Origin of the sequence: Pseudomonas sp. BIGb0164, assembly GCF_024810135.1 — a bacterium.
In the GTDB taxonomy this organism is placed as follows: Bacteria; Pseudomonadota; Gammaproteobacteria; order Pseudomonadales; family Pseudomonadaceae; genus Aquipseudomonas.
Genome location: NZ_JANUEA010000010.1, coordinates 89,735 through 113,880, shown reverse-complemented (window position 1 = coordinate 113,880; position 24,146 = coordinate 89,735). Strand labels below are relative to the sequence as shown.

12 protein-coding genes and 1 pseudogene are annotated in these 24,146 nt (G+C 65.6%); 4 read left to right on the top strand and 9 right to left on the bottom strand.

What is annotated here, in order from left to right:
* Positions 1 to 237: 237 nt before the first annotated feature.
* Positions 238 to 1,821, bottom strand: coding sequence for a rhodanese-related sulfurtransferase (locus M2394_RS24370; RefSeq protein ID WP_259174865.1), 1,584 nt, complete (start codon positions 1,819 to 1,821; stop codon positions 238 to 240).
* Complete coding sequence (locus M2394_RS24365; RefSeq protein ID WP_259174864.1) at positions 1,818 to 2,429, bottom strand: cysteine dioxygenase; 612 nt, start codon at positions 2,427 to 2,429, stop codon at positions 1,818 to 1,820. Before M2394_RS24365 ends, M2394_RS24370 begins: the two co-directional genes overlap by 4 nt.
* Before the next feature lie 217 nt (positions 2,430 to 2,646).
* On the opposite strand from M2394_RS24365, the gene M2394_RS24360 reads away from it, so the two are divergent.
* Entirely contained in the window at positions 2,647 to 3,552 is a 906-nt protein-coding gene (locus M2394_RS24360; RefSeq protein WP_259174863.1) for a LysR family transcriptional regulator, read from the top strand.
* Positions 3,553 to 3,725: 173 nt separating this feature from the next.
* Entirely contained in the window at positions 3,726 to 4,520 is a 795-nt protein-coding gene (locus M2394_RS24355) for a class II aldolase/adducin family protein (protein ID WP_176995616.1), read from the top strand.
* A gap of 69 nt (positions 4,521 to 4,589) precedes the next feature.
* Here M2394_RS24355 and M2394_RS24350 read toward each other — a convergent pair whose 3' ends face one another.
* Positions 4,590 to 5,672, bottom strand: coding sequence for an LLM class flavin-dependent oxidoreductase (locus tag M2394_RS24350; protein WP_176995617.1), 1,083 nt, complete (start codon positions 5,670 to 5,672; stop codon positions 4,590 to 4,592).
* A gap of 265 nt (positions 5,673 to 5,937) precedes the next feature.
* On the opposite strand from M2394_RS24350, the gene M2394_RS24345 reads away from it, so the two are divergent.
* Both M2394_RS24345 and M2394_RS24340 read left to right on the top strand, forming a co-directional pair.
* Positions 5,938 to 6,672, top strand: a complete 735-nt coding sequence (locus tag M2394_RS24345; protein WP_178926105.1) for a trans-aconitate 2-methyltransferase — start codon at positions 5,938 to 5,940, stop codon at positions 6,670 to 6,672.
* A 94-nt stretch (positions 6,673 to 6,766) separates the two neighbouring features.
* The gene (locus M2394_RS24340) at positions 6,767 to 8,023 is read left to right on the top strand and encodes an MFS transporter (RefSeq protein WP_259174862.1); all 1,257 of its coding nucleotides are present in this window, start codon (positions 6,767 to 6,769) and stop codon (positions 8,021 to 8,023) included.
* Here the strand turns inward: M2394_RS24340 and M2394_RS24335 are convergent.
* The 6 genes and pseudogenes from M2394_RS24335 to M2394_RS30580 all read right to left on the bottom strand — a co-directional run.
* The gene (locus M2394_RS24335) at positions 8,020 to 8,814 is read right to left on the bottom strand and encodes a thioesterase II family protein (protein ID WP_259174861.1); all 795 of its coding nucleotides are present in this window, start codon (positions 8,812 to 8,814) and stop codon (positions 8,020 to 8,022) included. The two genes, M2394_RS24340 and M2394_RS24335, sit on opposite strands and share 4 nt — an antisense overlap.
* Positions 8,804 to 9,886 (bottom strand): Gfo/Idh/MocA family oxidoreductase, encoded by a 1,083-nt coding sequence (locus M2394_RS24330; protein WP_259174860.1) that lies wholly within the window; start codon positions 9,884 to 9,886, stop codon positions 8,804 to 8,806. The genes M2394_RS24335 and M2394_RS24330 overlap by 11 nt, the downstream gene beginning before the upstream one ends.
* Positions 9,883 to 10,980, bottom strand: a complete 1,098-nt coding sequence (locus M2394_RS24325; RefSeq protein WP_259174859.1) for a saccharopine dehydrogenase NADP-binding domain-containing protein — start codon at positions 10,978 to 10,980, stop codon at positions 9,883 to 9,885. Before M2394_RS24325 ends, M2394_RS24330 begins: the two co-directional genes overlap by 4 nt.
* On the bottom strand, positions 10,977 to 16,451 hold the full coding sequence (locus M2394_RS24320; protein WP_259174858.1) for a non-ribosomal peptide synthetase: 5,475 nt from the start codon (positions 16,449 to 16,451) through the stop codon (positions 10,977 to 10,979). Before M2394_RS24320 ends, M2394_RS24325 begins: the two co-directional genes overlap by 4 nt.
* Positions 16,448 to 22,831 carry a non-ribosomal peptide synthetase gene (locus tag M2394_RS24315; RefSeq protein WP_259174857.1) on the bottom strand — a complete coding sequence of 2,128 codons (6,384 nt, stop codon included), beginning with the start codon at positions 22,829 to 22,831 and terminating at the stop codon, positions 16,448 to 16,450. The genes M2394_RS24320 and M2394_RS24315 overlap by 4 nt, the downstream gene beginning before the upstream one ends.
* Positions 22,828 to 24,132, bottom strand: a pseudogene (locus M2394_RS30580) (salicylate synthase); the annotation flags it as partial. The pseudogene M2394_RS30580 and the gene M2394_RS24315, both read right to left, overlap by 4 nt.
* Between the last annotated feature and the right edge of the window lie 14 nt (positions 24,133 to 24,146).

Sequence of the window (24,146 nt, the reverse complement as noted above, 5' to 3'; positions counted from 1 at the left end):
CTGGAGAAGGGGTCGGTGAGGACTTAACGTTATGCCCATAAAAACTCCCTGTGAAGTTCTTTTTGGTTATAAGTTAATCATTAAAATATCTGATTATGATTTATTTAATTATTCCTATTTTGCATGATTTTGAGTGCGGCCTGTAGTGAGCGGGCTCGCCCCGCGCCGCGGTCTCCCAGGCACCTGATACACACCTGACACACCGCCGCGCGGGGCAAGCCCGCTCACTACAACAGGTCAGATCACGTAGAAACCGTGGGTGCCGTCGCGGGCCAGTTGCGCGACCAGCCCGAACTCCCAATCCAGGTACGCCTGCATGGCTTCCTTGGGGTTGTCGGTGCCTTCGTACGGGCGGCGGTAACGGTCGATGCGCGGTGAAGCCAGGCGGGTCTCGCCTTCTTCCAGCGGCAGCTTTTCGGCGATCCACTGGGTGGTGCCGCCTTGCAGCAGGAACACCGGCTTGCCGGTGAGGGCTTCGACGTCTGCCACGGCCAGGCGCGCCAGTTGGCTGCTGCCGCAGGTCAGTACATAACGCTCGGCGGGCGCCACCTTTGCCAGGGCTTGCGGCAACTGCGCGCGCAAGGCCCAGTAGGCCCCGGGGATATGGCGCTTGACGTAATTGACGCTGGGGGTGAAATCCAGCACGGCGGTGTCGCCATGGGCCAGCCAGTCCACCAGGGTGTGGGGGCTGATCACTTCAGCCTGGGCCGGCGCGGGCACTGGTGCGACCCATGCACCGGTCTCGCTGAAATGCTCAGGCTGCAGGTCATCCAGCACATGCACTTCCCAGCCCAGTTGGGCGAGCCACGAGGCCGACATATTGGCGCGCACGCCATCGTCATCCGCCAGGACCAGACGTGCGCCGCGCACGCTGGCCACATGGTCGGTTTCCTGCACCAATTGGCCGCCCGGTGTCGAGCGTGAACCCGGCAGGTGGCCGGCTTCGAATTCTTCCGGGGTGCGCACATCGAACAGGTAGGTGGTGCGGGTCGCGTCCTGCTGCCAGCGTTGCAGGTCGGCCAGGGTGGCGCGGCCGACCCGGGCCTTGTCGGCCACGTGGCGTGCCTCCTTGGCAGCGATCTGGCGGTGTTCTTCCGAGGTCGGCGCAAAACGGCGCGACTGGCCGTGGGCGAGTTTCTGCCCGGCGAGGGTCCAGCCGATGGTGCCGTTGCGCAGGGCCGACACCGGGTTGGCCACGCCGGCGTTGATCAGCGATTGTGTGCCGATGATGCTGCGGGTGCGCCCGGCGCAGTTGACGATGATGCGGGTGGCCGGATCGGGCGCCAGTTCATGGGCGCGCAGTACCAGTTCGGCACCGGGCACGCTGATGCCGGTGGGAATGCTCATGGTCTGGTATTCGTCGAAGCGGCGGGCATCAAGCACCACCACGTCGGCCTGGCTGTCGAGCAGGGCTTGCACTTCTTCGGCGGCGAGGGAGGGCGTGTGGCGTTCGCTCTCAACCAATTCACCGAAGGCTTTGCTCGGCACGTTCACGTCGATGAACAGTTCGCCACCGGCGTTGCGCCAACCCTCCAGGCCGCCTTCCAGCAGGCTGACCTGGGTGTAGCCCAGCGTAACCAGACGCTCGGCGGCGCGGGCGGCCAAGCCTTCGCCATTGTCGTAGACGGTGACCTGGGTATCACGCCGTGGAATACGTGAATACACCTCCAGCTCCAGCTTGGACAGCGGGATGTTCGCGGCAAACAGCGGGTGGGCTTCGGCAAACGGCGCTTCTTCGCGCACGTCCACCAGGGCGACTTCTTCATGGTCCAGCAGGGCCTGGCGAATCTGCGCGAAGCTGCGGGTCGATACGGTGGTCATAGGGCAGGGCTCTTTTCTTTGGACAAATCCCAGATGTTCGGGAGGAAGGCGTTGGAATAACCGGAGATAAACAGTTTCTCGCTGCCGTCGGGCTGGTACACCGCGCGGCGCACGGCACCGATATTGGCGCCGTAGACATGGATGCTGATGGACACTTGGTCGCTGTGGGCATTGCTCACCTGGTGAATGTCGCCGACCTTGGGCGACACCGCTTCCACCTGGCCCGGCACCAACTGGATGGGCTTGCCTTCGGCAACCAGGCTGCCGTCGGGGGCGCGTTCAAAACCCTGGGAGAATTCAGCGCCGCGCAACATGCCGATCAGCCCCCACACCCGGTGATCATGAATCGGTGTGCTTTGCCCGGGCCCCCATACAAAGCTGACGATGCTGAAGCGCTGCCGTGAATCGGCGTGCAACAGAAATTGCTGGTAGCGCTCGGGGCCGGGTTGCGCGAATTCGTCGGGGAGCCAATCGTCATGGCTGACCAGCTGCGCCAAGAGCTTGCCGCCACGGTGCAACAGGTCGCCTTCGCGTGGGTTGCCGTCGATCAATTCAGCCAGGGCGCCTATGAAGGCTCTCAGTCTCTCGGGGTGCTTGGCCTGGGTCATGACAACTCCATCGTGTGGTCGGTGGTGATGGGTTTATCTAAGCATAATGTTTATAGTTAATATGCTATTTTTTAATGATTAGCTTATAGCTGTAGGTAATTTAGAACCGGTCTGAATAGTGTTAGACGTTATCGATAGGTCGGTGGGCTATCCAGACCGTGTTCCGACAACTATGCTTCGCACACATCTTAATGACTGTTCTCTATGTGCGGCCCAAATGAAAATTGACGATATCGATGCCTTTGTCGAAGTGATTCGTTGCCAGTCCATCAGCCACGCCGCCGAGTCGCTGCAACTGACCCAGCCGGCCATCACCCGCCGCGTGCAGAACTTCGAGCAGGCGCTGGGGGTGGAGCTGTTCGACCGCAACACCAAGCCCCTCAAGCCTACGCTGATCGGCACCCGGGTGTATGAACAATGCCGGCTGATCCTGCGCGAAATGGATGCCCTGCGGGAGTTGGTCGCCACCGACGCGCCGCCCACCGGCCTGCTGCGCCTGGGCGTGCCGCAGGCCATCGGCGATGTGGTGCTGCTCGATGCGCTCAAGCACCTGCGCACCGAATACCCCGACCTGCGCGCCCAGGTCGCCACCGGCTGGGGCAGCCAGTTGGTCGGCAAGATCGAACGTGGCGAATTGGACGCAGCGGCGGCCTTGTTCCCGGCAGGCAAGATCTTCCCGGACAACATCGTCGGCGAGTCCATCGGCAAGATGGAGCTGGTGGTGGTCTGCGCCAAATCCCAGCTGCCGAAAAAGCCCTGCAAGCTGGCCGACGTGTACCAGAACGGCTGGATCCTCAACCCCGACGGCTGTGGTTTCCGTGCCGGTTTGCAGCGCACCTTGTCGGACCAGGGCCTGGCGTTGCGGGTCAACCTGGAAACCTTCGGCACCGAACTGCAACTGGGACTGGTGGCCGACGGCCTGGGCCTTGGCCTGGTACCGCGCCCGCTGCTGGAACGCAGTGCCCACCGCGAGCAACTGGCGGTGATGCCCCTCAAGGACTTCAAGCCGGTGATGGACCTGTGGCTGATCTACCCCCACTTCCTCGGCAATTTGCAAGGGCCGGTGGACGCCTTCGGCAAGCTGGTGGCGGATTCGCTGCACAAGGTCCGCAACGCCGCCTGACCTCTCGCCATCCCTTGTAGGAGCCGGCAAGCCGGGCTCCTACAGGCTGCTTGACGCTGTTATGGTTATGAAAAAAAATAATAATTAGCTTAGATTAAAATGTGCTTTTTATTATTTTTTTGCACCCCGTAGGCTTGCCTGGAAGTCCTTAAGGCCATCCAGGAAGTTTTGCCATGAGCAGCGTCACCTCGATTTCCAGCGTTTCCAACAACGTTCGCCAACGCGTCACCCCGGAAGAATGGGAAGTGCGTGTCAAACTGGCCGCCGCTTATCGCCTGGCGGCCTTGTACAAATGGACCGACCACATCTACACCCACTTCTCTGCCCGCGTGCCGGGCCCGGAGGAGCATTTCCTGATCAACGCCTTCGGCTTGTTGTTCGATGAAATCAGCGCCTCCAACCTGGTCAAGGTCGACCTCGACGGCACGATTGTCGACGACCCCACTGGCCTGGGTATCAACTACGCCGGGTACGTGATCCACAGCGCCATCCACGGCGCGCGCCATGACCTGCAGGCGGTGTTGCACACCCATACCCGCGACGGCATCGCGGTGTCGGCGCAGAAGGACGGTCTGTTGCCGATCTCCCAGCATTCCATCGGCTTCTCCGGGCGCGTGGCCTACCACGGATACGAAGGCGTAGCGTTGGACCTGGACGAACGTGAGCGGCTGGTCGCAGACCTGGGTGACAAAAGCGTGATGATCCTGCGCAACCACGGCCTGTTGACCGCGGGTGTCAGCGTCGAACATGCCTTCCAGCAGCTGCAAGGGCTGGAGCGCGCGTGTAACATCCAGATCGCGGCGCAGGCGGCGGGGAATGCGGAGTTGATCTTCCCGCCAGCCGAGGTGGTGGCCAAGGTCGAGAAGCAGGCCGAAGTGTTCAAGGCCGGCGATGGACCGGGTGTGGCGCGGCATTGGAATGCGCTGATCCGGCAGTTGGAGCGTACTGATACGGACTACAAAAACTGATCTTGAGCCCAATGAAGATCTAAAAAATGTGGGAGCGGGCTCCCACATTTGGTTGGGTGGTGATCTTGATTAAGCGACCTGTTTGGCCTGTTCGCGCTCAGCAATCAACTGACGGGTGAGGGGGATCAGGCGCTTGCCGTAGTCGATCGCGTCATTGAGCGGATCGAACCCACGGATCAGGAACGTGGTGATCCCCAGGTCGTAGTAATCCACCAGCGCTTCAGCCACCTGTTCGGCGGTGCCCACCAGGGAGGTGGAGTTACCCTGCGCCCCGAGCAGCCCGGCGATACCGGTCCACAGGCGCTTGTCCAACCGGGTGCCTTGCGCCGCTGCCGCGAGCAGTCGGCGTGAACCTTCATTCGGCGGTTCGCGCCGCACAAAGCCATTTTTTTCCGCCAGCGCAGTGGCCTGTTGCAGGATGCTGTCGGCACGCGCCCACGCCAGTTCTTCGGTTTCGGCGAGGATCGGTCGCAGTGACAGACTGAAGCGGATCGTGCGCCCATGCTTGGCCGCCTCGGCGCGCACCTGGGTCACGATTTCGCGCACTTGCTCATAGGTTTCACCCCACAGCGCATACACGTCAGCATGCTTGCCCGCCACCGCAATCGCGGCCGCCGAAGACCCACCGAAGTACAGCGGGATATGCGGCTGTTGCGGCGACTTCACCGTGGAGTGCGCGCCTTCGACCTGGTAGTACGTGCCGTCGAAATCGAACGGTTGCTCGCTGGTCCATTCCTGGCGCACCACGCTCAGGTATTCGTCGGTGCGCGCATAGCGTTCGTCCTTGCCGATATGGCTGCCATCGGCACGCAATTCACGGTCGTCGCCGCCGGTGATGATGTGCACGGCGGTGCGCCCACCGTTGAACACATCCAGCGTGTTGAACTGGCGGGCGGCGAGGGTGGGCTGGGCAAAGCCCGGGCGGTGGGCGATCAGGAACTTGAGCTTGCTTGTCACGCTCGCCGCGTGGGAGGCGATCAGCGTGCTGTCCGGGCTGTTGGAATGGAACGCCACCAGGGCGCGGTCGAAGCCGGCTTCCTCGTGGGCGCGGGCCACGGTTTCGACGTAGTCCGGTTGCAGGGTCGGGCCGCTGCGCGGGTGGATTTCGGAAGCGTGGTGGCCGCCGATGTAGCCGATGAATTCGATGCTCATGGTCTGTCCTTGTTCAGTGCGTGGTGGTCACCTCCACCGGGCAAGGGGTCGGTTATTCGCCTTCAAAGTAGGGGCAGCGGCAGGGCCTGTAAAATGCCGATTGGTTCTAACCTAATTATTAAAATCCAGAATGATGATTTTTGCTGTGTATCAGTAATCTGCATTTTGTGACTGCGTAAAAAATACCCTTTGCATTCCCGCGGTTGAATTGGTGTTGAGAGTGGTTATCATCACGCCTCGTTCATCAGCCATTGGGAATGCCTTCATGACCACCGCCGATCCGTATGCGTTATCTGCCGAATTCTACGATGTGCTGTGCGAGCAGCAGTGGTTGCAACGCGGCGGGCCTATCGCCCGGGCGCTGCAGGAAGTGGACCCCAACGGGGTGATTCTGGATGTCGGCGCCGGCACCGGGCCATGTGTGCAGGTGATCGCCGAGGCCTTGCCCAACGCGCGCATTCTTGCGGTGGAACCTTCGGCCGCCATGCGCGCGGCGCTGGTGGGGCGAATCATGCGCAGCAGCGATTTGCGCCAGCGCGTCACCGTGTTGGCCGGCACCCTCGAGCAGGTCACCCTGCCGCCACGCCTGGCCGCAGCGGTCATCTGCGGCACCATTGGTTACCTCGATACAGCGCAGCGCCAGCACCTCTGGCAGCAACTGGCCGAACGCCTGGATGAGCGCGGCCTCGTCATCGTCGACGTGATGATGCTCAAGGCCCCGCAAACGGTGCCGCTGATGCAGGTGGCCAACGCGGCCATCGGCGAGCACACCTACCACGTCGCCCTGCAGGGTGAGCCCGCCGGCGGCGACCTGATGCACTGGACCCTCGACTACCAGGTGCGTGCAGGCGAGCAGGTGTTGCGCCAGTTCCAGGCCGACCATCACTGGCATACCTTCGGCCTCGAACAGGTCGCTGAAGAGGCCGGCGCCGCGGGGTTTGTCCTTGAGCCTTTGGGCGATGCGCTGATCCCCGCCGCGGTATTGCGCAAGCGCAGTTAATCCCGATTCGGGGGGCCGTTGTGGGTTACGGGCGGCGCCCCTTTTAGGAATCCCGTTAGATGGGCTTTTTCAGCGTTTGGGGCAGGGTGAACACATGCAATCGGTTGTCGAGACTTCCCCCGCCAGCCCGCGTGCAGCGGTGACGCGGGATTGGCGAATTGTGCTGGTGGTGGCCGGTCTGTACCTGGCTCAGGGCTTGCCGGTGGGGCTGGCGTTCCAGGCGTACCCCACGCTGTTGCGCAACATGGGCGCCTCCCTCGACCTGGTGGCGCTGACCCCGTTGGCGAGCCTGCCGTGGGTGGCCAAGCTGTTCTGGGCCGCTGCCGTGGAAAACCGCTGGAGCCCGCGCCTGGGGCGGCGTCGCAGCTGGATTCTGCCGTTGCAGGCAGGCTCGGTGCTGACCCTGGCAGCCATGGCATTGGTGCCCTTCGACGTACCAAACATGGGCCTGCTGCTTGGCCTGATTGCCTTGCTCTCGCTGTTCAGTGCCACCCAGGACATCGCCGTCGATGGCCTGGCCGCCGAGCGTTTGCCGAGCGCCAGCCTGGGTCGGGTCAACACCTTCCAGGTGTCGGGTTTCATGGTCGGCATGCTGCTCGGCGGGCCGGGCACGATGCTGCTGTTCGATCACTTCAGCGCACCGCTGGTCTTTACCTTGTTAGCGGCTGTGGTGCTGCTGTGCAGCCTGCCGGTGCTGTTCTGGCAGGAGCCCGTTGCATTGGCGGCGGCAGACAAAGCCAGCCTGCGGCGCTTCTTCAAGCGTCGATTTTCCGGGCGCCTGACAGCCCTGGTGATGCTGGTGACTCTTGGCGGCTCGACGTTCTTCGGTCTGGCCAAATTGATCCTGCTCGATGATGGCTGGTCGGTGAGTGATGTGGGGGTGCTGGCCGGTGTCGGGCAGTTGCTCACCATCATCGTCGGCTGTGGCGTGGCCGGGCTGTTGCTGCGTCATTACTCGCGCTGGAGCACCTTGCTGACGGGCCTGGCGATGGTCGGTTCGGCCGGTGTGCTGTGGCTGGGTTTGGTGCTGCAACCGGGCCTGTCGGGCATGGGGTATGTGAGCGTGGCGACAGTACTGGGCGGGCTGGGCATTGGTGTCACCAGCGTGGCGTCCTACACCTTGGCGATGCGCTTTGCACAGTTGGGCGAACAGCCGGGCACGGACTGTTCGGTGTTCCAGGGCTTGCAGACCCTCGGCGATATCCTGGTGTCGTCGGTGGCCATCGGCGTGGCGGCCAGCTGGGGCTACGCCAGTGGCCTGGGCGTCGGCTTGCTGGCCCTGGGTGCTGCGCTCGGCATGCTCTGGCATGTACGGCGCAGCACCCGTGGGCTGGGGCTCGACGACGCCTAAGGCATTTCAAGGGCCTGGGAGTGACTCACCCCCAGGCACCGGCTGACACAACGCAACACCGCCTCACGCTGCGGCACCAGGTAAAAATGCCCGCCTTCAAAGCGGTGCACCTGCAGGCCTTCACGCGTTTCCTGCGCCCAGGCCTCGGCATCCCCAGGGTTCAGTTCCCGATCATCACGCCCCACCAGCACCTCGATGGGCACGTTCAAGCGCGCACGCTCGGGGGCGGGCCGGTACGTCTCGATCAACTGGTAGTCATTGCGCAAGATCGGCAAGGCCATGGCCTGCAGTTCGGGTGAGGTTTGCAAGGCCTTGGGGCTGCCACCCAGGGCAGCAATGTCTGCCAGCAATCGCGCATCGTCTGCCAGGTGCAGGCTGCCGCCGTGATGACGTTCAGGGCCTTCGCGACCTGACACCATCAAGCAGGTCGGCAGCCTCAGCGCCTGTCGTTGCAAGGCCAGGCACAACTCATGGGCCACCGCCGCGCCCATGCTGTGGCCGAACAGCGCATAAGGGCGGTCGAGCCATGCGGGCAAGGCCGGCATCAGGGCATTCACCAGCGCATGCATGTGCGGGATCAACGGCTCATTGATGCGCTCTTCGCGCCCGGGCAATTGCACGGCGATCACTTCAATACTCGGCGGCAGCAGGCGCGCCCAATCGGCAAAAAAACGTGCGCCGCCGCCGGCATGGGCCAGGCAGAACAGGCGCTGGCGGGCCAGGGGGCGCGGTTCGAAACGGCGCACCCAGCGTTGCTGATGCTGTTGCAAATGCAGGATTTCATTGAGCACGGGGCAGGTTCCTCGTTGGGGTAACCAAGGCCTGCATGGCCAGGGGCACCGGGGGCTCGGGGTGGATGGCTTGGGCGGGGCCCAGCACGGTGCCCAGTTGCTGCCAGGCCTTGCAGCAACTGAGGTGGAACTGCGCCAGGGCCGAGTCGTTGGGCTCGCCAATCGCCGCGTGTACCCGCAGCAACGCCTGGGCGATGCTGTCGGGCCACAGGTCGCTGAACACCTCGCGCAAGGTCGGTGGCTGCGGATGACCGATCAGGCTGCTCACCGCCAGGTCCAGGGCGGGGGCGTCGCCGTCCATTTCCAGCACGCCCTGGGCATTGCGATGCACGTGGGCGCGGGGGCTCCACAGCACGCTGGCGTGGGTGTCGGTCAGGCTCAACGTGCCGCCACGGGTGCCCAGCACAATGCGGTGCAGCAACTGGGTGTGGTTGTCCGGGTCGCCCGGGTGCATCTGGTTCTGTACCCGCAAATGCAGGGGGATTCCGGCCAGTTCGCCGCTGATGCTCATGAACGGCCCCACGGCCTCGGCGTGCAGGTTGAAGGCCCAGGGGCGCAGGCCTCCGAGGGCCTGGCCGAGCATCTCCACCAGCGGGAACAGCACGTGCACACTGCAGGCGGCGTCGATGTATTCGGCTTCACGCAGGCTCAGCACATGGCGCGCCGCGTCGATAAAACACCGCACGGGCGCCAGGTCGCTGTAGAACGGATTGAGCCGGTACAGCACGCCGTGCTGACGGGCCAGGCGCAGGCAGTCGACCACTTCGTCGTGATGCACCGGGTGCTCCTGGACCACGTTGATGCCTCGGGCCAGCAATGCCTTGGCCAGCTCGGTGCCATGGCCGCCGACCACCGCCGAACGCACGGCCACGCAGGCCAGGTCCACCTCGGGCAGTTCCTCGACACTGCGGTACAACGGCACCTTCCAGCGCCGGGCACAGGCCTCGGACGCTGCGCTGCCGCGCCCCAGGATGCCCACCACGTGGTAGTGCGCCGGCAATCGCGCAAGCCCTTGCAGGTAGACGTTGCCGAAGGTGGTGCCGCACACAATCACCTTTAATACCGTGCTCATAACACGCCTTCCTCTTCGGCCGTGGTCGTCTGCGCCGCCAGGTTGACGATGCTCAGGGCCTGGCACGCAGCGTCGGCTTGCACGGCCGTGATCACGTCGTCGGGCATCAGGCAGTCACCGGCCCAGTGCGCGCCACGCCAGGACGGATCGCGCAGCAGTTGCAACGTCGCACACACCGCGACACTGGCGCTCAGCCCGTAGCTGTCCTGGCTGCTGAGCACCGCGCGTTGGCGCACGGCTTGCCCGCCACGCCAGCCGCTGAGTTCCACGCTCAGCCGGTAGTACGGGCGACGGCCGAGCAATTGCAGTTCAGCGGCGTGCACCAGTTGGGCTACCGCAGCGGGCAGGGCGCTCGGGTCCTGGCTCAGGCGTTGGCATGACGCAGCGATCAGCGCAGGGATCTGCGCCTGGTCGAACACGTTATGAAAGCTCGCCCGGGGCACGCCAAGGGTGCGGGCCAGGCGTTGCAGTTCATCGGTGAAGTAGGCACTGCAAAACACCGCCTCGGGAAAGCCCGCCAGGCGCTGCGCCTGCTGCTCGAATGGCGATGTTTGCATACGGCCTTCCACCCATTGGGCATTCGGCGTACCAAAGCCGCCCAAGGCGCTGAGTAACACATCGGCACCGCCGGCCTGGCTGCAATACTCGCGGCCACCGGCGTGAATGTGCAGGCTGCTGACCCGGTCGAAGCCCCGATTCGCCATCCAGCGCGGCAGCAACGCAGTAAGGCCCGGAAACACCCCGGCGCCGATGATCGACGGCTGACGGGCACCCTGCAACGCCGTCAGCAACGCCGCATTGCCAAAGGCATCCACATACGCCGCACCCGCCGCCTGGGCGGCTTGGGCCACGCGGTCACCCACTTGCCACGACGGCCCCGCGCAGTTGAGGACCACCTGGCAGCCGCTGCAAAACGCTGCCAGTGCCTGCGGGTCGAATACATCCAACACCCATCCCTCGACATCGTCAGGCCAGCGTTGAGCCCGGCGCTGGCCTGCACGCACGTGCACGTCCGCCTGCCGCCGCAACTGAGCCAGCGCCGCACTGCCCACGGCTCCTCCGGCGCCGACCAGTCCAACCAAACGCCGGTTCATGCGGGCACCTGCGCGCCCAGCAGCACGGGCAACAGTTGGCTGACATGGGGCGCCTGCATGCACGACACATGGTCGCCGCTGATGGTCTGCAAGCTGATGTCCCCCAACGCCAGGTCATTCCAGAAGCCGCGCATATCGCCTTGCAGGCCCGGCAGGAAATGCAGGGTTTCATCGTCGAGCAGGATGCGCAGGTCACCGGTAAACGGCGCCGGCTGGTAACGCGCCACGGCATTGAGACTGTGGCGGAACACGCGGAACAGCGCCTGCACTTGTTCGGCTGGCATCGCCTCGGCTTGGGTCGGTACCTGAGCGGCGAGGGCTTGCAGACGCCTATCGCTGGGTTGCTCGGCGAGCTGGCGGTAGCTGGCCGCGATGGGCGCCCATTCACCATCCAGCTGTTGCAGGCAATCGGCCGGGAGTTGTCGGCCGTGGCGCTCAATCAAGTGCGCCAGGGCACTGTGTAAACCGGCGTCGTCGACCGCATGCCCGGCCGCCTGGATATCGGCGCCGAGCAAGCGGCCGAAGGCGCGTTCCAGCAACAGTTCATCGGCGATTTCATAGCGGAAGCGGTCGCTGCTGATGATGCTCACCGTACCCACCTGTGCACCGGCTTCCAGCAAGCAGCGGGCGACCTCAGTGGCCAGCAGGCCGCCCATGCAATAGCCCACCAACTCGAAGCGCAGGTTGCCGTGGGCCAGCAGTTCACTGGCATACCGTGCGCCCAACTGCTCGATCAATTGTTCGGCGTCCACCTTCAGGTAAGCCGCCTCATCCAGCAGGCTCAGGCCCAGGATCGCACCTTGGCGTTGCGGCGCCGTGCGCAGGGCGGCGAGCAGGCTGCGGTAAGGGGCGAGGGTGCCGCTGCCATCGTGCAGCAACACATGCACGGTGCTGCACGCCGGGTCGCGGGCCGGCGCCAGTACGCTCAAACACGACGCGTCAGTGGCTTGGCCGGTGGACGCTTGCGCTGGCGCATCCTGCAAGCGTGCGGCGATGGCCTTGACCGTGGGTTCACGCAGCACTTCGCGCAGCAGGCGGTCCCACTCCCAGCCTGAGGTTTCCGGCAGTTGCTCGCGCATCCTGGCGACGATCTGCGCCACCAGCAGCGAGTCGCCACCGGCTGCGAAAAAGTCCTGGTCCCGGGCCAGCTCGGTGCAACCCAAGGCCTGGCTCCACAGCTTGGCGATGCGCTGTTCCAAATCGGTTTGCGGCGCCTCACCGCTGTCCATCACGCTGCTGCCTTGAGCCTGCAGGCGCTGGGCCAGGCGTGCGCGATCGACCTTGCCATTGGCCGACAGCGGCAGGCTTTGGAGCACTTGCAGCTGGCTTGGCACCATGTAGCCGGGCAGGCGCTGGTGCAGGTAGTCCTGCAGTTGTTCGCCACCCAGCGCTACGCGCCGCGCCGGGAAGCGCGTGACAAATGTGGTCTGGCCCGCGCAATCGAGCACGTCCTGGGCCTGGGGCCACGCGGCCACCAGCTCGGCGCCGGCGTCGCTGAACAACGCCTGCCATTGGGCGCGACTAATAAAGGTCTGGTCACTGCCGGCGCGCAAGTCGGTGAAGCCGTCCAGGCCTTCCTTGAACTCCATGGAAGTCAGTAACGAAAGGATCTCGCGGGTGGCCTCCATCACCAGCAAGTGCCCACCGGGCGCCGCCAATTCGCGCAGGTTATTCAACACCGTGGGCGCATGGCGGGCGTTGTGCAGCACGTTGGCGCAGACGATCAGGTCCCAGCTTCCCGCGTTCAGCCCCTGGGTCAGGGCATCGCTGTTGATGTCGAACAGGCCGAAGCGCACCCACGGTCGGTCGGCAAAATGCTCCCGTGCTTCGTTGATAAAAAACGTCGAGACGTCGGTGAACAGGTAATCCACGGCAAACCCATCGAGGGCCGGGATCAAATCGCGGCTGGTGCCACCCACCCCGGCGCCGATTTCCAGCACTCTCAACGGTAGGCCGAGGGTGGCGCGTTCACGGGCAATGTGCTGGGCGCTGGCGCAGATCACCTGGTTCATGCAACGCATCAACAGGTTTTCGTTATAGGCCGCCAGTGCGGTGTCCATGCTGCCCTGGGGGAACAGCAGCGCCAGCGGGTCGACCTCGCCACTGAGCAACTGCGGCAGGCGCTCGCTGGATTCGTGCAGGTAACGCAGCAGTTCAGCACCATAGTTCAGGCGTTGCTCCAAGGCATTCATGGCCTGCCAGCACACTGCGCGCTGTTCGGCCCCCGGTGCCTCGCCCAAGCGGTACTGATCGGCGTCGTGCAACAGCCAGCCTTCGTTGACCAACGCCTTGAGCCAGCGGCGCATCAGGCGTTGATGGGCCGGCGCGACACGGCATTGCTGCTGCACCTGGGCCAGGCTGTGGTGGGCCTTGGCATCGGTGAACAGCCCGGCGTCGCGCAGGGTCTTGAGGATGTCGAGCAGGGCGATACGGTTGGCCATCGCCACCCATTCGGCGAACAGGCTGCGGTCCAGCTGTTCGGTGGCCTGGGCGCCACATGCCAGGGCACAGTCGGCCAGGGGCGCGGCGCTGCTGTCGGTGTTCAGGTGGCGCGCCTCGACGAACGCGGCCAGGCGGCGCTCCATCGGGTTGTCACCGCTGAGCAGCACCACGCCGTGGGCCACGTCCGGGTGTTCGTTGAGCAGGCTTTCGATCTCGCTGAGTTCGATGCGGTGGCCGCGCAACTTGACCTGGGTGTCTTCGCGGCCGAGGAACTCGATTTGCCCGTCGGCACGGTAGCGGCCGAAGTCGCCGGTCCGGTACAGCCGTGCGCCACTGTGGGGGTGGCGGATAAAACGCTGGTCGGTGCGCTCGGGGTCGTTGAGGTAACCGTCCGCCAGGCCCACGCCGCCGATGTACAACTCGCCGACCACGCCGTCCGGGCGGTCCTGGAACTGTTCATCCAGCACATGGAACTGCTGGTTGGCCAAGGGGGTTCCGTAGGGAATGCTGCGGGCGTTGGCGGGGACGCTGTCGATCTCATGGCCAATCGACCAGATCGCCGCCTCGGTGGCACCGCCGAGGCTGATCAAACGCAACCCCGGGCAATGGGCCTTGATCGCACCCGGCAGGCTGACGGCGATCCAGTCGCCGGACAACAGCGCCACGCGCAGGCATTTGGGGGCGGCATAGGGTTCGGCTTCCAGGTAGCTGCAAAGCATCTGCATCTGCGCCGGCACCGAGTTCCACAGGCTGACCTGATGCAGGTTGATCAAGCCGGCCCAGTGCGCCGGGTCGCTGCGTTGAGCCGGGTCGGGCAGCACCAGCGTGGCGCCCGCGAGGAAGCTGCCGAACAGGTCGTACACCGACAGATCGAAGCCGAGATTGGCCAGGCCGAGCACACGGTCCTGTGCGCTCAACGCCACCCGTTGGTTGATGTCGAGCAGGGTGTTGAAGGTGGCGCGGTGGCTCATCATCACGCCCTTGGGGCGCCCGGTGGTGCCCGAGGTGTAGATCACATAGGCGAGGCTGGCCGGGTCGGTTTTCACCTGGGGCAACTGCTCGAAGGGCAATGGCGCCAGGCGTTCGACGGCGATTAACGTGGCATGCTCTGGCCAGATACGGTGTTCCGCCTGGGCGGTGTCGGTGAGCACGTAGCGGATGCCCGCGTCTTCAAGAATCGCGTCACGGCGTGCCTCTGGCTGGCCGCTGTCGATGGGCACATACACTGCGCCGCGCAGCAGCGTGCCGAGTACAGCGGCCACTTGGTCCACCCCTTTGTCGAGCACGATGGCGACCTTGGCACCCGCCTGGCAGCCTTCACGATGCAAGGCTTGCGCCACGGCGTTGGCTCGTTCGGCCAGGGCGCGGTAGCTGAACGTACCTTCATGGGTGATCAGTGCCGGGGCCTGCGGCGTGCGTTGCAGGCTGTCGACAAACCCGTCGTGCAGGCAGCCGTGTGGCCAGTAGACCTCGGTAGCATTACTGTGCAAACGGCGTTCGGCCATGGCAGCGGGCAACTGCGAGGGGCTTACGGCCTGCCAGCTGGCAGGGTGTTCGGCAAGCTCGCGCAGTAACTGTTCAAAGCTGGCAAACGCGGCCTCCACCAGGCCTTCGAGGAACACGCCGCTGCGCACGTCCCAGTTCACTTGCAAGCCTTGCGGGCCTTCGCTGACCTGGCAGTCCAGCCACACCTGGGGTGTCTGGGTGATGCCATAGCCCAGGGTTGAACCACGCATGAATGGGCGCGCTTCGCCCACGCCCAGGGTGCTGGTGAACACCACCGGCATCAGGCTGCGCCCGTGAACCCGGGCGCGTTCACGCAGCACCTCGATGCCGGAGAAGGCGCCATGCTCCAGGTCTTGCCACAGCTGTTCCTGCAAAGCACTGGCGCGTTGGTGGAAATCACTGTCGGAGGGCGGCTGTACCGCCAGCACGTTCACCGCCGTGAAGTCGCCCAGCACCTTGTCGATGTCGGGGTGCAGCGGCGGGCGCTTGAGCACGGTGACACTCAGGCTGAACGCCGGTCGGCGTGACCAGCGCCCCAGTGTCTCGGCGAAGGCGGCGAGCACGGCGGCCGGGGGCGTGAGGCGTTGTTGCGCGGCGTGGGCGCAGAAGCGTTGCCACTGCTCAGGGGAGAGGCCGGTGGCATGGCGTTCGAAACGCGGCGTCTGGCCCTGTACCGGTTCCAGAGTGGGCAATTCGGGGGCCGGCGGCAATTGCTCCAGGCGTGCCAGCCAGTAGTCGCGGTCACGGCTGTGACGGGCTTGCGCGGCGGGGGTGTCGAGGGCGGCGCGCTCGGCCAGCAGGGCATCGCGAAAGGTCAGTTCCAGTGCCGGCAGTGGCTGCTCGGGAGCGTGATAGAGCTGGTCCAGCTCCCCCAGCAGGCATTGGATGCTGACAAAGTCGGCCACCAGCAAATCAATCGACAAGTGCAGGCGACTGCCGTTGTTGCGCTGGCTCAGGCGCAGTTCGTACAGCGGCCAGGCGTCGGCGGCGTACACGCGGTGGGCCAAGTCTTCGCGGGTGGCCAGCAGCGCCTGTTGCTCGGCATCGGCAGGCAGTGCACGCAGGTCCTGGCTGTGCAGCGATGGCAGTTCCACCTCGGGCAGTACCTGCTGGTGGCCAGCTTGGGCAATCACCGCACGCAGCATCGGATGACGCAGAATCAGTTGGTGCCAGGCGCGCTCCAGGCGCTTGGGGTCGAGGGCCGGGCCATCGAGTTCCACATAGCCGTGGCAACCGACACCGCCGTAGTCGTAGGCATCGCTGCGACCCACCAGGTAGGCGGCTTGCACATCGGTGAGGGCAAAGGGTTGGAACTGATTGGCCGGGTCGGCGACCACCTCCGCCTGCTGCGGGCTGAACCACTGCAACAGCAGTTCCCTGTGCTCGCGCAGGCGTTGTTTGAGGGCGTCGTCCAAGGCGCCGGCCGGTGCGCGAAACCGCAGTTGGCCGTCTTCGGCCCACAGGCGGATACCCAGGGCTTCGCATTCAGCGAGAAAATGCGACAGGTTCAATGGGGAATTCATAAGGTGCCTTCCTCGAAATGCTCGGCGTGTTGTTCGGTAGGGCTGCCCAGGTAGTCGCACAGGGCGGCGATGCTCGGATGAGCGAAGAGTTCGCGCAGGCTCAACGGGGCCTGGCACAAGTGGCGGCGCTTGAGGGTTTCCACCAGGCGCGTGGCGCTCAGGCTGTCGCCCCCCAGCAGGAAAAAATCACTGTGGCGCCCGGGGATCGGGCGTTGCAGCACCTCGCTCCAGACTTCGGCCATTTCCCGTTCCTGCGCACCTTGCGGGGCATCGCTGTGCTCAATGGCGATGTCCGCCAGGCAGTGGCGCAGTGCATTGCGGTCGGCCTTGCCGTTGGCGCTCAAGGGCAGCTCGTTGAGCAGGTGCAGGCTGGCGGGCAGCATGTAGTCCGGCAGGCGCTGGCGCAGCTGTTGGCGCAGCACTTCCAGCGACACTTCGCCGTCGACCACCACGGCGGCGGCCAGGCTTGGCGGGTTGCCCAGGGTTACCGTGAGCGCCTGGCGCACCTGCGGGCAGGCGAGCAGAGCGTTGTCGATTTCCCCCAGTTCAATGCGATGGCCGCGCACTTTCACCTGCTGGTCACGGCGGCCGAGAAACTCCAGGCTGCCGTCCGGCCAGTAGCGGCCCATGTCGCCGGTGCGGTACCAGCGCTGGCCGTCATGCTCGACAAAGCGCTCGGCCGTCAGCTCGGGTGCACCGCGATACCCCATGGCCACGCCGCGCCCGCCAATCCATAGCTCGCCGGTGAGCCAGTCCGGGCAATCGCGCCCTTGGCTGTCCACCACGCGATAGCACTGGTTGCCCAGCGGGCGGCCGTACGGGATCGATTGCCAGTGGCGGGGCAGCGGCAGGCAAACGGGCTGGTAGTTGGACCAGATCGCCGCTTCGGTGGCACCGCCCATGGCGATCAACTGGCAGCGACCATGGCTGGCCGCGTGCAGGCGCGCCGGTAGGTCAAGGCCGATCCAGTCACCGGACAACCAGGCCTGGCGCAGCGGCAAGGTGTCGGCGACGGTCAGCAACATGTCCAGCAGCATCGGCACCGAGTTCCACAGGGTGACCTGGTGTTGCTGGATCAGGCGCTGCCAGGCCGAGGCATCGCGGCGCTGCTCTTCATCCAGCAGCACCACGCTGCCGCCCACCGCCAGCACGCCGAAGAGGTCGTACACCGACAGGTCGAAATCCAGCGCGGACACGGCCAGCAAGCGGTCTTCGGCACCGATGACGAAGCGCTGATTGAGGTCGTCCAGGGTATTGCAGGCGGCGCGATGGCTGATCTGCACACCCTTGGGTTCACCGGTGGAGCCGGAGGTGAAGATCACGTAGGCCGGGCTGTCGACACTGACGGCGACGGGCGTGGGCAATGCTTCGCTGTGCAGGGCCAGGGCCAGTCGTTCGGCATCCAGGGTCAGGCGAATCGCTGCGCGCTGTTCGATGCGTTGGCGGCGCTCCAGCGGTTGGCGTATGCCCATCGGCACGTAGCAGGCGCCGGCGGCCAATACGCCGAACAGGGCGATCACCGCGTCAGCACCCCGGGGCAGGTGTACGCCAATGGCGTCTGCGGGTTGCACGCCCTGGGCCTGCAGCCAGGCGGCCACTCGCAAGGCGCCTTCACGCAATTGCCCGTAGCTGACGCGGCGCTCGCCGTCGACCAACGCCAAGCGTCGGGAGGCGATGGCGAAGGGCGCGTCGAGCAGGGTCCGGGGGGCAATCTCGACGGCAGTGGCGTTGGCCTGGGCGCGTATTTGCGCTTGGTTGCCTGGCAGTGGCAAGGCCAGTGGCGCCTGCCAGTCGGCGTCGATCAGCCCGAGCAAAGCCTGGGTGTAGCTGGCAAAGGCGGCGTCCAGCAGACCTTCGGGAAACAGCGCATCTACCGCGTCCCAACACAGCACCAGCGCGCCGCGATGTTCATAAAGCTGGTGGTCGAGCCACACCTGCGGGGTTTCCGACAGGCCGCCAGCGACGATGTCCGGGAAGCCTTCGGGCAGGTCTTGCAGCAGGTCATCGGCCAGCCCCAGCGTGCTGGTGAACACCACCGGCAACGCGGCGGCCTGTGGCCCGACACGACGGGCGCGTTCGCGCTGCACCCAGATGGATGAGCACGCTGCGTGTTGCAGCACATCGGCGACCTGAGCCTGCACCGCCTGGGCTTCGCTGAGGAAGCTGGCGTGGGCGCGCGGGTAGACACTCACCGGCGCCAAGGAGGTGAAATCCCCCAGCACCTGGCCAATCTGCGGGTGCAGGTCCTGGCGGTCGAACAGCGTCAGGTTGAGGGTGTGCGGCTGGCCATCGCTCCAGCGCGCCAGGGTCTGGGCATACACGCTCAGCAACAGCACCGAGGCGGTGATGCCAGACTCCCGTGCGCGTTGGCGCAAGGCTTGCCACTGCGGCGCGGCCAGGCGGAATTCACGGCGGCTGAAGTGCACCTCGCCCAACTGCTGCGGCGCGGTGTGCAACGGCAGCGCGGGTGGGCCGGGCAGGTCGTCCAGGCGTGCCTGCCAATAGGCCTGGGCAAGTGCAAGGCCCGCCGGGTCGGGTTGGACCTGCAGCACGTAATCGCGAAACGACAGGTCCAACGCAGGCAATTGCGTGTGCGGCTGGGTGTAGAGCAGCGCCAGTTCCGCCAGCAGGCGCTTGATGCTCAGGCCGTCGAGGGTCAGGTAGTCGAAGAACAGCCCGACACGCCAGCCGTGCTCGCCGTAGTTCACCGCGTGGACCTCGAACATCGGCCACTGATGGCGTTGGCGTGGGCGCGAGGCCCAACAGTCGGCCAGGCGCTGGCGGGCGGCGTGTGCGTCAGGCGCCTGGTGCCGATGCACCTGCATCGGCGGTACCTCGGCCAGGATCACTTGCTGATCATCGCCCACCAACTGCGCACGCAGCATTTCATGGCGCTGAATGAGGCGGTCCCAGGCCTGTTCAAAGCGTGGAATATCCAGCGCTCCGCCGTCCAGTTCGATCAGGTAGGTGGTGCCGCACGACAGCGGCAGGCCCTGGCTTTGCCCGCGCCAATAAGCGTGCTGCACTTCGGTGAGTGGGAAGGGTTGATGGCGTTGGCCGGGGTCGGCCACCAGGCGTTGCTCGGCCTGTACACCGGGGGTTTGCAACTGCGCCACGAACTCCGCCAGGCGCGGCGTGGCAAACAGCTGTCGCAGGCTCTGCGCATTGGCCAGGCCGGCACGGCGCAGGCGTGCGCTGCATTGGGTGGCGAGCAGGCTGTCGCCGCCCAAACGGAAGAAATCACTCTGGCGATACACCTGGGCACCGGGCAGCAACTCGGCCCAGATCGCGGCAACCTGTTGCTCGCGCTCACCGCATGGCGCTTCGTTGGCGGTGGCGTGTTGCGGGTGAACCTGCTCGGCACGTGTCACCAGTGCATGGCGGTCGAGTTTGCCGTTGGCACTCAGGGGCAGCGCGTCCAGTAGCAGCCATTGGCTGGGCAACATGTAGTCGGGCAATTGCATGCTGAGGGCCTGGCGCAGTTCCTCGGTGCACAGCGCCCCTTCGGTCGGGACCACCGCCGCCAGCAGGTGCAACGGCGTACCCACCGCCAGGGCCACGGCTTGGCGGATGCGCGGTTGCACGAGCAGGGCATTTTCGATTTCACCCAGCTCAATACGGTGACCGCGCACTTTCACCTGGTGGTCGCGGCGGCCGAGGAACTCCAGGCGGCCATCGGGCCAATAGCGCCCTAGATCACCGGTGCGATACCAGCGTGCGCCCTGGTGTTCAACGAAGCGCTCGGCGCTCAGGTCCGGCGCACCTCGGTAACCGTCGGCAACACCCGCGCCGCCGATCCAAAGCTCGCCTGCCAGCCAATCCGGGCAGTCGCGGCCCAGGCTGTCGACCACGCGATATTGCTGGTTGCCCAACGGCGTGCCGTAAGGGATCGAGCGCCAGTGCGCCGGCAAGGGCAGGTCGACCGGCTGGTAGTTGGACCAGATCGCCGCTTCGGTGGCGCCGCCCATGGCGATCAAACGGCAACCGCCGTTGCTCGCTGTGTGCAGGCGTGCAGGCAGGTCGAGGCCGATCCAGTCGCCGGACAGCCACGCCATGCGCAGCGGCAGCGTGTCGGCCACGGTCAGCAGCATGTCCAGCAGCAACGGCACCGAGTTCCACAGGGTGACCTGGTGTTGCTGGATCAGGCGGTTCCACACCGAGGCGTCGCGGCGTTGCGCTTCGTCCAGCAGCACCACGCTGCCGCCCACGGCCAGCACGCCAAACAGGTCGTACACCGAGAGGTCGAAATCCAGCGCTGACACGGCGAGCAAGCGGTCGTTCTCATTGATGCAGAAGCGTTGGTTCAGGTCATCCAGGGTATTGCAGGCAGCGCGATGGCTGATCTGCACGCCCTTGGGTTCGCCGGTGGAGCCGGAGGTGAAGATGACGTAGGCCGGGCTGTCAGGGCTCACCGCCACAGGTGCCGGCAGCGGCGCGAAGGCCAGGGCGTGATCCAGCCAGGCAGGGTCGATCAGCGTGTCGATGGCGGCACGTTGGCAGATGCGTTCACGACGGGCCCGGGGCTGGCTCGGGCTGATGGGCACGTAACATGCGCCCGCCGCGAGTACGCCATACAACGCCAGCACCGCGCGATGGCCACGGGGCAGGCATACGCCAACTGCCTCACCCGGTTGTACACCCTGTTCCAGCAGCGCCGCGGCAATTCGCAGGGCGCCCTGTTGCAGCTGTGCGTAGCTGATGCGCTGCTCGCCATCGATCAGGGCCAGGCGCTCACCGCTGATGGCAAACGGCGCTTGATGCAGCGTGCGTGGAGCAATCGCGGTGGCGGTGGCGTTGACCTGTTGGCGCACCTGGTGCTGGTGCACCGGCAGATGAGGCAGGGCGGGCGCATCCCAAGCAGTGTCGTGTTGCAGATTATGGAGCAGGTCCAGGTAGGCGCCGAACATGGCGTCCAGCAGGCCCTCGGGAAACAGCGCGTCCTGGGCATCCCACGCCAGTAGCAGGGCGCCGTCCTCTTCGTAGACCTGGTGGTCGAGCCACACCTGCGGCGTCTGGGAAATCATCTGGGTGAGGGCGCCGAGGGTTTGCGCGTCCCCTTGGCCCAACAGCGGCGTGCCGAGGTTGCAGGCGAACACCACCGGCGAAAAACTGCGCTGGCCCGCGCCACGCTGGGCGAGGTCGCGTTGCACCTGCACGCCGGAATAGTCGGCGTGGGCCATGTCGCGGTGGAACTGCGCCTGCACCTGCGTCAACTGCTGGGCGAGGCTGCCGGGCTGGCGCAGGTCGACTTCGAGCAACAGCAGGTTGGTGAAGTCCGCGACGACTTGATCCAGCCCCGGCGCGTCGCCCTGGCGATCGAACAACGGCAGGTTGAGCAGGAAGTGCGGCACCTCGCTCCAGCGCCCCAACACCTGGGCGAAGGCCCCGGCGAGCAGCATGGCCGGGGTGAGTTGGCGCTTGGCGGCGGCCTCCCGCAGGCGTTGCCACACCGCTGGCGTGAGGCGTTGCTGGCGACGGGTAAAGCGCACCTGCTCGATGGCCTGGGGTTCGCAGGCCAAAGGCAGGGCGGGGCCGGCGGGCAGGTGGTCCAGTCGCGCCTGCCAGTACTGCGCGGCGCTGGCTTTAGGAGCCGGGCGTTGGGCCAGGTAGTGCGCGAAATGCCAATCGCGCCCGGCCTCGGGCAGGCGTTCGCCACGGTACAGCGCGGCCAGGTCACGCAGGATCAGGTGCAGGCTGTGCACGTCCGCCACCAGCAGGTCGAGGTTGAAGTGCAAGCGCGTACGGCCCTCGGGCAGCAGGCTCAATTGCAGCCCGGCGACTTCGCCGTGTTCGACCGCCAGTTGCCGATGAGACAGGCTGTCACGCGTCGCCTGCAAGGCCTGTTCACGAGCTGCCGGTGCCAGGCCGCGCAGGTCATGAACCTGCAGCGCGGACATGCCATCGTCGAGGATCTGCTGGCGGCCTTCGTCATCAAACCGCGCGCGCAACATGCCGTGCCATTGCTGCAACCCTTGCCAAGCAAGGGCCAGTTGCTGTGGGTCGAGGGCGTTGCCGTCCAGCTCCAGGTAGGCGTGACAACCCACGCCGCCCAGCACCTGTTCGGCGCCTCGGCCAATCCAGTAGGCGTGTTGCACGTCGGTGAGGGCGAAGGGCGCCGCTGGGTCGATGACGACAGCCGCGTTGGCCGCTTTACGCGGGGTGGCCGTGAGCCGTGGCAGCCAGTGGGCGAGGGTCGGTTGTTCGATCAGGTCGGCGAAGGTCACCGGGGCGCCGGCCTGGCGCCATTGGTTGACCAGGCGCATCAGGTGCAGGGAGTCCAGGCCCAGCTCGATCAGGTTGGCTTGATCGTCCAGCGCCGGGCCACCGTGCAGCAGCGCGCCGATCTGTTCGCGCAGGTGTTCGACCGTCAGCGCGCTCATGGCTGCACCTCGGCGGCGCGCTGGGTTTCAACGGCCAGCACGCGCACATGGGGGGCGATGCTGGCGAGTTTTTCGCGGGTCTCTTCCAGTTCCCGTTCGGGCAGCGACAACGAGACAATCCCCGCGCCGGCCTGCACCCACGCTTGGCCCTGATCTTCGAACACACTGCGCAACACCAGGGCGGCGTCGAGGCTGCCGTCGCTGTCGGCGATCAGCACGCAACCGCTGTAGAGGTCGCGGCTGCGGCCCTCGTGCTCGGCAATCGCGGCAATGGCTTCACGCTTGGGAATGCCCGATGCGGTCACGGCGGGGAACAGCGCGGCGAAAGCGTGCCAGGCATTGCAGTCGGGCTTGAGCCGACCTTTGAGGCGCGAACTCAGGTGCTGCACGCTGCCTCGCCGCGAGATGCCCATGAACTCGCTGACCCCCAGGCCCTGTGGCTCGCAGATCGGTTGCAGCTCTTCAAACGCCAGCTTGACCGACACGGCATGTTCGGCGATTTCCTTGGGGTCCTGGTACAGCGATTGGCGCAGGCGCGCTTCCTCTTCCACGTCACGGCCCAGCGCGCGCGTGCCGGCCAGGGGCTGGGTGCTCACGGCGCCGCCGGCACTGACTTCCACCACGGTTTCCGGGCTGAAGCCCACACAGGAGAACCCACCCTGATGATGGATGAACGAGCGCGCCGGTGTGTTGGCGCGGCGCCCGGCGCGGTAGCTGGCCACCAGGTCGACGTGGCCGTCGAGAGGCACTTTGCGCGAAAGGATGATCTTCTGGTAATCGCCACGGACGATCTGCGCCACGGCGCTTTCGACCTGGCTGCAATACCGCGCGGCGTCATGCCCGGCGACGTCTACCTTGGCGGCGCGGGGTAACGGTTGCTCCAGGGCGCACTCGGCGTCCAGGGCCTGCACGCGGCTTTGCGCAGCGGCGAGGGCGGCCGGTTGCAGGGCGCGAATCAGCGCGCAGCCCTCGCGCAGGCGGATCTCCAGGGTGGGGATGTCCAGCTGCAGCAGCGGGCGGGTACTGGGCAGGTCTGCCAGTTGGTAAAAGCGTCGCGCCAGTTCAAAGGTGGCGGTGCCGTAGGCGCGCCACTGTTCGAAAGGCAGGGCCTGGGCGGCTTTTTCCAGGGCCAGCGGGATGTCGTCGGCGGGCCAGCTCCAGCGCTGGCCGGCCACGCTCAGTTGCACGGTGCTGCCGCTGAGGCGCACCTGGGCGATGCTGCCCACGCCGAGGGACCATTCGCCTTGGTGCTCGTAAAGGGTCAGGTCCTCGGGCAGGTAGACACCGGCCAGAGCCGCCGCCAGTTCCTGGGGTT

Coding starts and splice junctions, on each gene's coding strand:
- M2394_RS24340 (WP_259174862.1), top strand. CDS start 6,767: ATGCAATCGGTTGTCGAGACTTCCCCCGCCAGCCCGCGTGCAGCGGTG.
- M2394_RS24360 (WP_259174863.1), top strand. CDS start 2,647: ATGAAAATTGACGATATCGATGCCTTTGTCGAAGTGATTCGTTGCCAG.
- M2394_RS24355 (WP_176995616.1), top strand. CDS start 3,726: ATGAGCAGCGTCACCTCGATTTCCAGCGTTTCCAACAACGTTCGCCAA.
- M2394_RS24315 (WP_259174857.1), bottom strand. CDS start 22,831: ATGAGCGCGCTGACGGTCGAACACCTGCGCGAACAGATCGGCGCGCTG.
- M2394_RS24370 (WP_259174865.1), bottom strand. CDS start 1,821: ATGACCACCGTATCGACCCGCAGCTTCGCGCAGATTCGCCAGGCCCTG.
- M2394_RS24365 (WP_259174864.1), bottom strand. CDS start 2,429: ATGACCCAGGCCAAGCACCCCGAGAGACTGAGAGCCTTCATAGGCGCC.
- M2394_RS24330 (WP_259174860.1), bottom strand. CDS start 9,886: ATGAGCACGGTATTAAAGGTGATTGTGTGCGGCACCACCTTCGGCAAC.
- M2394_RS24325 (WP_259174859.1), bottom strand. CDS start 10,980: ATGAACCGGCGTTTGGTTGGACTGGTCGGCGCCGGAGGAGCCGTGGGC.
- M2394_RS24350 (WP_176995617.1), bottom strand. CDS start 5,672: ATGAGCATCGAATTCATCGGCTACATCGGCGGCCACCACGCTTCCGAA.
- M2394_RS24320 (WP_259174858.1), bottom strand. CDS start 16,451: ATGAATTCCCCATTGAACCTGTCGCATTTTCTCGCTGAATGCGAAGCC.
- M2394_RS24345 (WP_178926105.1), top strand. CDS start 5,938: ATGACCACCGCCGATCCGTATGCGTTATCTGCCGAATTCTACGATGTG.